Below are 12,906 nucleotides of genomic sequence, written 5' to 3' on the forward strand. Positions count from 1 at the left end.
GCACAAAGATATTATTTTACACTTTCCTCCCCAACTTTTAACGTTGATCCTAAATTAGTAATCTCACAAGTCGTATCAGTAAGTCTGTGCATGGCGATACAGCCTGCTAGTGTACCATTCACTTTAGCTATATATAGTAATGCTTCATTAGAGACGTTATCTGTACTTGAGTTAGAACTTATGCTGATGGAGTTGTCTAATGGCCTTAAATCTGCTTGTATAGCTCTATTGTATTCTGTAAGTAATTGTTCTATATCTGTAGTCATAGTTAGTGACTGTATTATCTGGATGTTCATTATTAGGTGTGTTAATCTAAAGGATAGAACAAGGTATAAAAAAGGACTATTGTACATAGTCCTTTTAATGATGTTTAATTGGTTTTATAAACTGTAAGATTTTTAGCTGTAAAGTATGCAGGTGTGTTAACTCCCCATTCTCCTTTATCAGATGAATCTATATAAAACACCAGGTATTTTATATTAGTTAGTTTTTCTAAATTTACTTTTTGCCAGTCCATATTTACTTTGTCAACTTCTTTTCTATAATCAATCAGGAAGTGTTCTATTGGTTCTGTAGCAATAGCTTTATTACTATCTAGTCCATAAACAAGTACTTTAAAGAAATCTCCTTTTACAAACTTCTTTGCAAAAGCATCTCCTCTTTGAGTTGAGTGATATGTGTATGGGCTTAATGCTAATTCTATTGATTCTGCAGAGTAGCTCTCTTTAAGAGTAACTACTGTTAATGCTTTATCAGTATCTATAATATCCCCTTTCTTTAGGTCTGATGGAACTCCTGAAGTGTTAGCAACTAAGAATGGTGTAGTGTTATCAGCCATTGTACCATACATGTAAGTAGGAAAGTTGTCATTATGATCCTCTTTATCTGTACTGTTGGATACAGTAAAGCCATTCCAATATTTAACACCACTAAAATCATTTACTTTATGACTGAATGTATAAGGAGAAACAACTAGAGGTGTGTTTTCAAATGTTTCTCTCCATATTTTGCCATCTTTTGTATCTAGCGTTAAAGGAACTGAAGAAAGATTTAATGATTCTCTTTCTCTTAATGGTATGCTATTATCATCACTAGAACAACTAGTAAATGTAGTAGCAGTAAGAAGTGTAAGCCCTAATATAAAAGAGGTGCTTAACCTTAAGAAATGTTTTTTCATAGTTTTTTATTTAAAGATTTAAAGAACTATTCTAGTAGTTGTTCTTTAGTTAATTATTTGTCTATTTTATCGACTGTTAGGTTGTCCATAGTAAAATATAATGCCGTATTAGCTCCCCACTGTCCTACATCAGTAGTTTCTAAGAAAAATACTAAGTACTTAACTTCTCCTAATGAAGATAGGTCTACTTTATTCCAATTTTTATTTATTTCATTTATACCTTCTCTAAAATCAACGAAATAATGAGTCACAGGTTTAGCAGTAGTAAGTTTTTTATCTTTACTAACTCCATAAATATGAATAGCGAAGTAGTCTCCTTTTTTAAATTTATTAGCATAATCATCCCCTTCTAAAATTCCATAGTATGGCCAAGGACTTATTGCGAAGTTAGCACTTATAGCTCTGTATGAATTGTTGTTATCTTCGATAGTTATCACAGATGAGAATCTATCAATAGCAAATGGTTTATTTGGATCTAGAAGAGTTGGGTGGGGTTTGTGATCAGCAAAAGATACCAAAAAAGGAGAGCATTTACCTGCGCTTCCTCCTTGAGGCATTGTTCCCCACTGATTATCTAACCAACCATCACCTTTGTATTGATTGCTATTATCTGTACTATTAGACACAGTGAACCCCATCCATGTGTTATAGTCAGTATATGCAATATGTTTAAAATTGAAAATATCACTTTTTAGTTCAGCATCTTCTGTATAAGTGTCTTTCCAGATTTTACCTCCTGTAGTAGCTTGACCATCAGCTAGATTGAAAGTAGAAAGGTCAAGTGTAACATAGTTATAATTATAACTTTTAGCTACATCAACTTTATAGGTATAATAACGATGAGAATTTCCTTGTTCTACTATTAAAACTAGATCTCTAGTTCCAGGTGTATTGTATGTGTACTTTAATACCTGTTCATTGGATAGAATAGTTCCTGAAGCGTTGTCTTTCCATCTGTAGACAGCATTAGCAATGTTCAGTTGTGGATCTATGGTAACTTCATCGAAAGTTACAGATTCAACTGTTCCATTAAACGTAGGTATTACATAAGGAGCATTATCATCATTAGAACAGCTCGTAAATGTAGATGCTGTTAGTAAAGTTAGTCCTAAAAATAGTATAGAACTTAACTTAGTAAAGTGTTTTTTCATAATTTGTAATGGTTAATTATTTTATCTAGTAGGAACGTTTAGTTTGGCTTTATGTAAGTCAATTACTCCTGCTACTTCTGTAGAAGTTTCGCCTAACCAACCAGCCTCTTGATCCATAGCAGTGTATACTTTAATGAAATCTACTCCAGGAAGCTTTACTTTGTTACCTTTTTTATCAACAGCCCAATTAATATCGATGGCTGCATCTATATGGCTATTAACTTGGTTGTCTACGTAACCATATTCATATTCTGGTAAAACCCAGTAAGTACCTTTTCCACTAGTGTCAGAAGCATTATTTGGTAGTCTAGATCCTTTGAGTGTAATCTTTTTATCGGTTATCCAAAGAGGATAGTAACTTTGGTCATGGAATTGGTTTTTAGGTTTATAACCTTTTTGACCTTGATTAGTTTCAAAGTAAATGTATTTGTCAAAATCTCCTTTTTTAGCATCTAACTCAGGAGAAGGTTTGTGAAATGTTATTTCATAATGTGGAATAGTGTTAGGGTTCTTATATTCACTACCAGCTATTTCATACCATTCATCTTCATCAGGTTTACCATTTTTATTTTTATCAAAAGCAACCATGATAATACCTGGCTCTGAACTGTTCTTAAAAGCATTACCTAATACAACAAAGTCTCTTCTGCCATCCTTATTAGGTATGGTATGGTCAAACCCCATTACAATATATCCTCCAAAACCTCCAAGTGATACCATAGATAGTTTGTCGCCAGAAATAGCTTTCAATGCTTTCTGATTCATTATTTCTTGAGTATCACCTACTTCATATTTAGGTAAGTCATTTACAAATTGACCTGGAGCAGGAAGAAAGTCTAATACCTTAGTTACGTCACTATAGTTATATGATATAGAGTCAACAAATTCTTCTTCTTGAGTGTTATCATCACTCGAACAGCTATAAAAAGTAATAGCTGATAAGCATAGAGTAGCTATTAGGCTTAGTTTTAATCTTTTTGTTTTCATATTTAGTTATTGGTTTATTTTTTAATGAATGCTATATGTGCTGGTATATTACCACCAGTTGTCTTCCATTTAAGTTTTCCTTCAGGAGAGAAACAGTAAACAAATCCTGTACCTATATAGTCTTGTGCGTCTGTCATGAAGATTTCTTTGGTTTCAGGATTGACAGCTATTCCATAAGGTATCTGTATTTGTTTTTCTGTGCCATCGGTGATGATGTTATCAGTAATAACTTTTTTTGTCAATGTATTAAGAATACCATACGACACATTATTACCTCCTGTGTTATGTTTATAAGAAGTAGTGTAGTAGTATAGCTTGTCATCATCCATAGTCATATTAGATACAGGGATGTCAAGCTTCTGCTTCACTTGATCAGTGTTAGAGTCTATTACATATAAGTTAGGCTCTATACTGTAATAATCACCTCGTGAAGAAACATAGATGTCTCCAGCTTTATCAATTTGCATACGATGTAAGTTGATGGCTACATCTATCTTTTTGGTTTCTGTAAATGAAGGAATGTCTATCACTGATACTGTAGTATCATAATTAGGAACACGGTATCCTCCAGAGTTAGCCACATATAGTTTATTTCCTTTAATGACCATTTCTTCAGGTTGATAACCTACCGTTACTCGTCTAGTTACTTCTAAGGATAAGGTATCTATCTCCGCTACAAAACCACGTTCTGCATTTGGATTAATCTCTACTTTTCCTGCATAAGAGCTAACGTACGCCTTACCATCTTTAAAAGCTAAATAACGACAGTTAGGTACATGTATTTGCTTAATATGTTTGCCTGTTTCTACATCAAATACTTCTATGAAGTTTGATACGTTAATAGTAGCATAAGCTTTAGTACCATATATCTTGATATCATTACCTACATCACCTAGTTCTTTAGTAATGTTTGGATTTCTTTCTGAGAAGATATCTCTAGTATACGTTCCGTTGTGATATTCAAATAAGTCTATAGACGCTCTGTTCATTCCCATATTACCTTCATTAAGCAGGTAAAAACCACTGAATTTATTAGTGGAAACAGGAATAGATACTTGTGAACTATCGGATAAGAATATCATCTCATCTTTGCGACAACTTACTAATGTTAGTAATGCTAAAGCAAGGAATATTATTTTATTTAATTTCATAGGTCAAAACTTAAAGTGAAACGGAAGTTACGTCCAGGCATTGGGAAGTTACTCACAACTTCATAATATTGATTAGCAATATTGTTTGCCTCTATGCTTGCTTTAAAGTGGTATTGTCGCCATTTAAAGCTTTTAAGTAAGGAGATATCATGCGTATACCAAGGCTGTATTTCATTTCGCTTGATATTGTTTTTGTTTCCATTATAGCGTTCTCCTACATAAATAAAGCTATAGTTAAGCCCCCAATCTTTATAATCTAGACTAACAATAGATGACCCTGAATGCCAAGGAGCATAAGGTATCTGATCTCCGTAATAAGAAGGCGTCCCATATAGTGTCTTGCTTTTGTCTTTGGCAACCGTATATTCATAAGTTAGATTTACTCCTAACTTTAAGTCCTCCATGATTTTTAGGGTAGTACCTAAGTTAGTTTCTATTCCGTAGTTCTCTACTTTACCTAGATTAGTCATCATCCATCTCATCATACTAGAAGTAGGAGTAGCGATAATCTTATCTGTAATATTAGCATAATAAGATTCAACAGACAGATGTACTTCTTCAAAAAGAGACTGTTGAAACTGTTTGTTATAAGTAAAACCTAAGTTAACCTGTCTAGATGCTTCAGGCTTTAAGTTAGCTGTACCTAATTGGGTATAATAAAGGTCATTAAATGTAGGTAGTCTATAAATATACTTATAGAATGAATGAATGACTAAATTCTCATTGTCCCAAGGTTTATAACTTAAGAACACAGAAGGTGCCCAAAACTGACGATCAGGTGCCTCAAAGTTATAACGTACTCTCTCTTTTGTAAACGTTCCTAGTATATTAGCTTGAGCTTTTACTTTACCTAGATTTACAGAAGTAGCAAGTGAAGTCAAGAATGTATAGCGCTCTGGATAAGAGAACGGAGTTCCTTGACCTTTACGTGTTGCGTTTAACTTATTGTATTGTAAATCTGTAGATAAGGACACGTCCCATATATCAGTAAGCTTGTATAGATGTGCTGCGGATAGATAATACTCTTGTTGGAAGTAGGTATTGTCAAACTGTGGATTATAAGTTACTTCTTCTCCTTCGAAGCCTACCGTCTTACGCGATAAGTAATGCATTTCATCATAAGCATATTTCCCTTTGAGTTGGAATTGATATCTGTCAGAAACAAATCTAGTCCATTCTCCTTGTGCCATGAAGTTTTTGTCTTGTTGACGTTCATTGATATTCTCTGTTTCAAGAGTAACATCACTTTTCTTAATAACAGCACCAGGTAATCCTCTGTCTGACTGATAGTAATATAGATTAGCTTGCCAAGTATCTTTATCTGTTTTTCCAAACCACGTATTCTCTATTCGATAGGCTTCTATATCACTATTCTGTCTATGACCAATAGTATCATAAGCTACAGAACCATCTATATTATGGCGTTTTTGTCTGAATTTATAATCACCATTAGAATAGATATATTCAGCACTGATAGAGGTGCTAATATTGTTATTTACTTTGATGTCTGTACGCACAGAAGGATTGACTAATTGGATAGAACCCGCCTTGTATTTAGCTGATATATTTACGTCTTTTCCTTCTTGGAAGATAGGTTTTTTAGTTTGTAGATATACAGTAGAAGCAGACGCAAACTCTTTAGCAGATTGGAAGATGGCACTGCGCTGACCATTATATAGTTTTACAGTCTCAATATTATCTAAAGAGAACTTACCTAAGTCTACGATTCCATTCTGCGCATTGCCTACTTGTACCCCGTTATAAAATACTCCTACGTGATGAGTACCCATATTACGAACGTCTACAGTCTTTAGCCCTCCCATACCACCATAATCTTTGATCTTCACTCCTGCGAAGTATCGTAGAGCATCAGCTACGCTATAACTATTAAGGCGTTGAAGTTTAGCTCCGTCTAGTGTCTGTACAGGTATAAGATCTCGAAAGACTTCTTTTTGTATCACGATCTCATTTAGAGCAGTGATACTGTCTTTAGGTGTCTGCGCATATATAGCAGTATTCGCCATACATAACACAGTGGTTAGTACTAGTAATTTTGTTTTTGTCATATTAGTTTTTGGCTAGTTGATTTTGACATTTGGAGTAGATATAAATGCGTCAAAATCATTGTTGCCAATGACTATATCATAGAACGCCTTATGTTTCATCCCCCGAAAACATCAAAACTTATTTTAGAATGGCAGGTATTCTGACTTACTCATAACGAATATCCTTCCCATCTATGCGACAGTGGATAACTAGATTCGTTATTATTTATGAGCTTACAGCAGCGGGTCTGTTTAGGATTTTCACCTAATTCCCTTTTTCATATCACAGTGATAACCAGTCTGATTACAAATATATAAAAAAAGCTTAATGGAAAGTATTTATTCTGTTAATGGTATTTTATTATAGAATCTTTAAAAATTATTCCAAAAAGGCAAGTGAGATTGATAAGTCTTTAAAGCTTGCTTATTCATTTCAGCCTCTAGATTAGGATAGACACGCATTCCTCTTTTGCCTTCTTTTTGTTCGGTAGAGATGATATTAAGTTTAGCTAATTCTTCTTTGGGGTATAGAAAGTACCCTTGTTGAGTAGATATAATAAAATAGTCAAAATCATCTTTAATATGATAAGGAATAGTCTTCCCTTCATAATCACGTTGCCAAATGGCTACGAAATAACCTACCTTTTTAGGTGTTACTTTAGCTTCTCTATATATAAATTTCTTATCATTTAGAGTAAAAGTACAAGCGTTATAATCATTTTTCTCTATACCCCACTGTATATCTGAGATACTAGTAGATATACAGTTTCCTAATATTTTATTTAGTTGTTCTATATAGTAATGAGGTAGCATTTAATGATATTTATCTATCGTTTTATTATGTTTATAAATGATTGGCATTAGAAAATTTAAACTCTTTTATTTCATATTATTTTTCTACTGTAAGTGCTTTATAGTTAAAAAACTCTTCAGTTATATATTCATTGTGATTTATTTTCTTAGTATATGTTGGATAATTATCTTTATTATATTGATATTCCTTGGTCTCTATGGGATAGAAAACACCTTTATATGTCTTTATATTGTTAGAAGGGGTATAGTTATATCTAATAGGAGAAAATGCAGTACGATATTCTAATACTGATAAGTTTAAAGGCATATCCTTAAAGGGATTATATGCTTCATCATATGTAAATTCTTCTCTTGGTAGAGTAGAACCCTCTAATTTGACACTGGTTACATTGCCTTTTGTATCATATAAGTATTCTATATTACTTTTATTTTCTGAAGCTATAGGATATACATAGTAAATTTGATTATTACTGTTCGTTTTGTATTCATAGTTAGAGTTGCTATACTTATTCGAAAGTACTTTAGTTAAGATTCCTTTGTCATTGTATACTAAAGCATCATCTTCTTTGATTTTTCCTAATGAATCTTTTTCTATTAAATGAAGAAGCTTGTTAGAGGTATTATAAGTATAGTTTGTTTCTGACTTATTTAGATAGAATAACTTTTCATATCCTTTCTTCTTAAAATAATCTACAGTATAATGTTTTATTACATTACCATTTTTATTGTATTCAAAAGTTATTTCGGAGATTAAAATATTGTTGTTTTCTGTTGTAATTTTTTTGTAAGATTCTAATACAGTGATTGTTTTGTTGTTTTCAGTTGTATTGTCTGAGGAGCAACTACTTATGCTTATTGCAACTAATAAATAAGTGAAAAAAGTAATATTTCTAATCATAATTTGTAAGTGTTTAGTAAGTCTTAAAGATATACTTTTGTTTGATTACACTTATAGTTAATATGATATCCTCTCGACTTTTTTAATTTATGAATAGAAACAATGAGTAAACTTACTAATCTTATGGAAATTACTACTGTTATTATTTGACAATATAAATAAGTTTGTGTTTTTGTTTGAAAATGTTAATAAGTAATTATTTTCTTTTGATTACTTTTAGATTTGTTTAACAATCTATTAAGTGTGTGAATTATGCGTAAACTATTTGTTTTTCTGTTTTTAGCTACTTCTTTAGTAGGGTTTGCTCAGATTAATTTTGAGCCAGGTTATTATGTTGATAATAATGGTAATCGGGTAGAGGGATTGATCAAAAATATTGATTGGATGAATAATCCTACTAGTTTTCTATATAAAGCAGATGAGAATGCTAGAAGTGAGAACATTCTTTTAGCGGATGCTAAAGAGTTCTCTATTCTCAATAAGAGTAAATATGAAAGACATAAAGTTAACGTTGATATTTCAAGTGATAAACTTCAAAATATGACTAGTGATTCTTTACCAATCTACAAGGAAGAAATGGTCTTCTTAAAATTATTAGTAGATGGTAAGGCAAAATTGTATACATACTATAATAATCAGAGTAAATTCTTTTATCAAAAAGAGGATAAAGAGATTATTCCATTAGTATATAAGAAGTATATTAAGGAAAATAGTAAGGTGAGTAAAGAAAATGGAAATATTGCTACTAATGATAGTTATAAACGTCAGTTATGGATGGACGTTAGTTGTAATACTGACTTAAAGAAGAGAATTAAATATTTAGAGTATAAAATTAAACCATTAACGAAGTACTTTCAGGAATATAATAATTGTGAAGGAGATGAAAGACAATTGTTTGAGAAAAAGAAAGACGGCAATAATCTTCATTTAAGTCTGCGTCCACAGGTATCTATTTCTACTTTTGATTTTGATAATAGTGTTAGTAATGAAAGTCATAATTTAGGAAGTAAAGTTGGTTTTGGAGTCGGTGTAGAATTAGAGTATACGCTTCCATTTAATAATAAAAAATGGAGCTTAATAGTAGAACCTACCTTTAAGAATGTGAATTTTAAGGAAAAGGGTGAAGTAGAGATTAAAATGAATTATAATTCTTTTGAACTACCTTTTGGAGTTAGATATTATTTCTTTATTAATGATAAGTCAAGAATATTTATTAATGCTTCTTATCAGTTTAATTTTGCTTCTAGTACAAGTATTAAGTTTAGTAAGGCTAACACAGAAGCATATAAAAGCCTGGATGTTAAATCTGCTAATAATGCAGTATTCGGTATTGGTTATAAGTATGATAGATTTAGTGTAGAGTATAGAGTTAGTACAAAAAGAGATGTATTGAAAGATTATTCATACTGGGATTCATCTTATGGCAATATGTCATTTATTTTGGGATATTCTTTTTTTTAAAAAATGTTGATATACAATGAAATGAACCATCTTATGATGGTTCATTTTTTATTTATACCTCTAGTTCGATTAAAAAGACTTTGTGTATTAGAACTTAATCGTGTTCTTTTAGCGTGATACCATTAGCATCTATCTAATAGATATGTACGCTCAGCTTGCACTTTCTTGGGGATTCCTAGGAGATTCCTAGGGGTTTTCTTGCCCAGAAGGTACTTTTGTCGAAGAAAGGTGCAAGGAACCCTCAAGCAATCCCCTAGCAAATCAAATGAAAACGATCATTAGTTTAGAAATAAACACTAATAAGAAATAGATCTTTTATGTACTTATTTTTAAAATAATGATGTGAATATTTGTTTTTCTAAGCAAGTGTTCTATATTTGTAGAACAACATCTACAAATATCAGTGTTATGAAGTATAGTGTATTCATTCTTAGTCTTGTAATAATTGTATCTTTCAGTTCTTGTAAGATTAATCAGAAGGTTGAAGGAGAGAAGGTAGGACGTTGGGTGTTTAAAAGTACAGTCGAGGGAAAGCAGGAAGTACAACGTGGAAAATACGACAATGAGGGTTTTCAGAAAGGAACCTGGAGGTATAAGCGAGATGGAAAGCTGTATAAAAAAGAAGTGATACGAGATTCTATAGCTCACACTACTTTTTATCACCCTAATCATAAGGTAGAAGCAATCGGTAAAACGGTATTGGTCAAAACTAATAAAGGTTTGCATTATTACTATACAGGATCTTGGTTTATCTATGATATAAAAGGGAGATTAATACAAGTAAAGCATTATAAAAAAGGAATATTAGAACATATTACAACAGTACGAGAATGATAAAACTACCACAAACAGAAGAACAACTAATGGAATATATTTGGGATATGGAGAAGGCATTTACAAAGGATATTATGGAAAAGTATCCAGAGCCTAAACCTGCTCAAACAACAGTGGCAACGTTATTAAAAAGATTAGTTGACAAAGGGTTTATTGATTATAAACTTTATGGTAACTCTAGAGAGTACTACCCTTTAATAGCGAAGGACGATTACTTTGAAAAACATCTTAACGTCATGGTAGAGAACTTCTTTGATAACTCTGCTTTGCGTTTTGCTTCTTTTTTTACTAGAAAAAGTAAGATGAGTAAACATGAATTAGAAGAATTAAAAAAAATAGTAGATGAACAGTTAAAAACGAAATAGCTATGTTATTATACCTATCCAAAATCACACTTATTCTCATTGCTTCAATAGTGATATATAAGCTGGTATTAGAGAATAGTAAAGCACATCACTTTAAGAGATATTACCTACTAGGGACATTGCTTATAGGACTGTTCTTACCATTTATTACTGTTTCTACAGATGTGGAGATGGTATCATGGAATCAAACTTTAGAAGAGTTAAACGACGTCATTATGGAAACTCCTAAACAGGAGGTGAAGGTTAATTCTACTATAGATTGGTCTTATGGAATAGGGGTGTTATATCTGATAGGTATATTATTCTCACTATCTAAGTTAGTAGTCGAAACTATCAAAATTAGAAGGTTAAAACAAGAAGGAACAAGTATAGAGTTCAATGATGTAGCTATAGTTTTATCTAGTCAAATCACAAATGCCTTCTCGTTTGGAAATACGGTGTACTTTCCTATAACAGAAGAAGTGTCAGAAGACAATAAAATATTGCAACATGAGATAGTACACGTACAGCAGCGACATAGCTTAGATATTCTATTAATAGAGATGTTAAAAGTGTTCTTTTGGTTTCACCCAATATTCTATTATTATAAGACGTGTATTGCCTTAAATCATGAGTTTTTAGCTGATGACTCGAGCGTTTCTTCTCAAGAAGAAGCAGGAGCATATTTACAGTTATTATTAGCTCAGACTTATAAACAGCATGAGTTACAAGTAACGAGCTCTTTCAACTTTAACTTGACAAAGAAGCGATTCATCATGATTACAAAAAACAATAGTCCATGGAGAAATAGAGTAGGGATCAGTTTGTCTTGTATTCTTTTTTTACTAGTGGGTACACTTGCTATTCAAGCCAAGTCAACTAATCAGAAAGTGACGTCAGATACAAGTAGTAGACCATTCCAAGCGACAGATACGCGAGCTCAATATCCAGGAGGAATGAATAAGTTTATTAATGACTTTCTTCTAAATTTTACAGATCCATATCCCTATTCAGAAGAGAGTGAAGCTAAAGTAGTAATACAGTTTACAGTAGAAACGGATGGGACGTTAGAGAATATAGTGGTTTTAAGAGATCCGCTAGGAGTAGGAGAAGAGATCGTAAAGACCTTAAGGACGATGCCAAAATGGCTTCCTGCACAGCAGAATGGAGAAGTAGTAAGTACAGTGTTTACTTTGCCAATAACTTTTAAAAGAGCTACACCATGAGACCAATAACAACAGTATTATCATCACTTAGGCTATATGTTACTTGCGTAGTGACTTTATTAGGAGGTGTACTAACAAGTATGGGACAAGAGATATTAGAGGATTACAGTAACTTTCTTGCACTTGAGAAAGTTGAGCTTTCGTCAGGCGAGATACGTCTTCATAAAACTATAAAAGAAGTAGACTCTACTGTGAAGGGAGCAGAGTATATTAATAAGCATCGTTTGTTTTGGAACTACCTTGTAGTGAATTTTTCAGAGCCTTTAGAGAAGAATACATTTGCTTCAAATAAAGAGATTACTTTGTCACAAGATAGCGTTCTATCTATGATGGTGTCGGATACTATTTTTAGTCCGTTAGTAAAGAAGTATAACGCTCAAGTAATTAAAAAGAATAGTAAAAAAGATACGATCTCTATGGATGAAGTACTTAATGTTGCAGTTAAGTTCTTTAGTATAGAGAATATTACCCCAAAGGGAGAGTACACGGCGAGGGTATGTGTAGGATTAAATAGTATTAAAAATACTGAAGCTATACGTATGCCCTTTGTAGAAGCTTTCGCCTTTTATGCAGTAAGGAAGAATCTTAGAAATGAAAAGTATGATGTATATAATTACTTTATAGATTCAATAAAGGGTATTTATAAGTTAAACCTTGGTATTGATAAAGAAGAAAGATTGCTTCGTGCTCAGGGTGCTCTTTTTATACAGATGCTTCAGAGTGATAAACTAAAAGAGTTATTAGAAGATGAATATAATCTGAATAAGGAGGTACTACCTTTTGTACTCTCTTCGTAATTATAATAAATTCATATAGAAC

At 32.2% G+C, this 12,906-nt stretch carries 13 protein-coding genes and 1 riboswitch; of the genes, 5 read left to right on the forward strand and 8 right to left on the reverse strand.

Annotation, left to right across the window (positions count from 1 at the left end):
* Positions 1 to 11 precede the first annotated feature (11 nt).
* The 8 genes from RT228_RS15935 to RT228_RS15970 all read right to left on the reverse strand — a co-directional run bounded on the left by RT228_RS15935 (position 12) and on the right by RT228_RS15970 (position 8,222).
* A complete protein-coding gene (locus tag RT228_RS15935) occupies positions 12 to 296 on the reverse strand; it encodes a hypothetical protein (RefSeq protein WP_313138767.1) in 285 nt (94 codons plus the stop codon).
* A gap of 74 nt (positions 297 to 370) precedes the next feature.
* Complete coding sequence (locus RT228_RS15940; RefSeq protein ID WP_016650062.1) at positions 371 to 1,177, reverse strand: DUF4465 domain-containing protein; 807 nt, start codon at positions 1,175 to 1,177, stop codon at positions 371 to 373.
* Between the two features lie 53 nt (positions 1,178 to 1,230).
* Positions 1,231 to 2,328 (reverse strand): DUF4465 domain-containing protein, encoded by a 1,098-nt coding sequence (locus tag RT228_RS15945; RefSeq protein ID WP_313138768.1) that lies wholly within the window; start codon positions 2,326 to 2,328, stop codon positions 1,231 to 1,233.
* Positions 2,329 to 2,349: 21 nt separating this feature from the next.
* Positions 2,350 to 3,315 (reverse strand): hypothetical protein, encoded by a 966-nt coding sequence (locus RT228_RS15950; RefSeq protein WP_016650064.1) that lies wholly within the window; start codon positions 3,313 to 3,315, stop codon positions 2,350 to 2,352.
* Between the two features lie 14 nt (positions 3,316 to 3,329).
* Positions 3,330 to 4,466 carry a YncE family protein gene (locus RT228_RS15955; protein ID WP_313138769.1) on the reverse strand — a complete coding sequence of 379 codons (1,137 nt, stop codon included), beginning with the start codon at positions 4,464 to 4,466 and terminating at the stop codon, positions 3,330 to 3,332.
* Entirely contained in the window at positions 4,463 to 6,532 is a 2,070-nt protein-coding gene (locus RT228_RS15960) for a TonB-dependent receptor plug domain-containing protein (protein ID WP_313138770.1), read from the reverse strand. Before RT228_RS15960 ends, RT228_RS15955 begins: the two co-directional genes overlap by 4 nt.
* A 112-nt stretch (positions 6,533 to 6,644) precedes the next feature.
* Positions 6,645 to 6,826: riboswitch (cobalamin riboswitch) on the reverse strand.
* A gap of 57 nt (positions 6,827 to 6,883) precedes the next feature.
* Complete coding sequence (locus tag RT228_RS15965) at positions 6,884 to 7,324, reverse strand: MepB family protein (RefSeq protein ID WP_006257584.1); 441 nt, start codon at positions 7,322 to 7,324, stop codon at positions 6,884 to 6,886.
* Positions 7,325 to 7,400: 76 nt separating this feature from the next.
* The gene (locus RT228_RS15970; protein ID WP_006257583.1) at positions 7,401 to 8,222 is read right to left on the reverse strand and encodes a hypothetical protein; all 822 of its coding nucleotides are present in this window, start codon (positions 8,220 to 8,222) and stop codon (positions 7,401 to 7,403) included.
* A 252-nt stretch (positions 8,223 to 8,474) separates the two neighbouring features.
* On the opposite strand from RT228_RS15970, the gene RT228_RS15975 reads away from it, so the two are divergent.
* From RT228_RS15975 to RT228_RS15995, 5 genes are all read left to right on the forward strand, one after another.
* Entirely contained in the window at positions 8,475 to 9,683 is a 1,209-nt protein-coding gene (locus tag RT228_RS15975; RefSeq protein ID WP_071307152.1) for an outer membrane beta-barrel protein, read from the forward strand.
* A gap of 408 nt (positions 9,684 to 10,091) precedes the next feature.
* Complete coding sequence (locus RT228_RS15980) at positions 10,092 to 10,517, forward strand: hypothetical protein (protein WP_071307153.1); 426 nt, start codon at positions 10,092 to 10,094, stop codon at positions 10,515 to 10,517.
* The gene (locus tag RT228_RS15985) at positions 10,514 to 10,882 is read left to right on the forward strand and encodes a BlaI/MecI/CopY family transcriptional regulator (RefSeq protein ID WP_006257580.1); all 369 of its coding nucleotides are present in this window, start codon (positions 10,514 to 10,516) and stop codon (positions 10,880 to 10,882) included. Before RT228_RS15980 ends, RT228_RS15985 begins: the two co-directional genes overlap by 4 nt.
* Positions 10,883 to 10,884: 2 nt before the next feature.
* A complete protein-coding gene (locus RT228_RS15990) occupies positions 10,885 to 12,087 on the forward strand; it encodes a M56 family metallopeptidase (RefSeq protein ID WP_313138771.1) in 1,203 nt (400 codons plus the stop codon).
* Positions 12,084 to 12,884 (forward strand): hypothetical protein, encoded by an 801-nt coding sequence (locus RT228_RS15995; RefSeq protein WP_313138772.1) that lies wholly within the window; start codon positions 12,084 to 12,086, stop codon positions 12,882 to 12,884. The genes RT228_RS15990 and RT228_RS15995 overlap by 4 nt, the downstream gene beginning before the upstream one ends.
* Positions 12,885 to 12,906 lie beyond the last annotated feature (22 nt).

This window comes from Myroides sp. (assembly GCF_032073645.1).
Classification (GTDB): Bacteria; Bacteroidota; Bacteroidia; order Flavobacteriales; family Flavobacteriaceae; genus Flavobacterium; species Flavobacterium odoratimimum.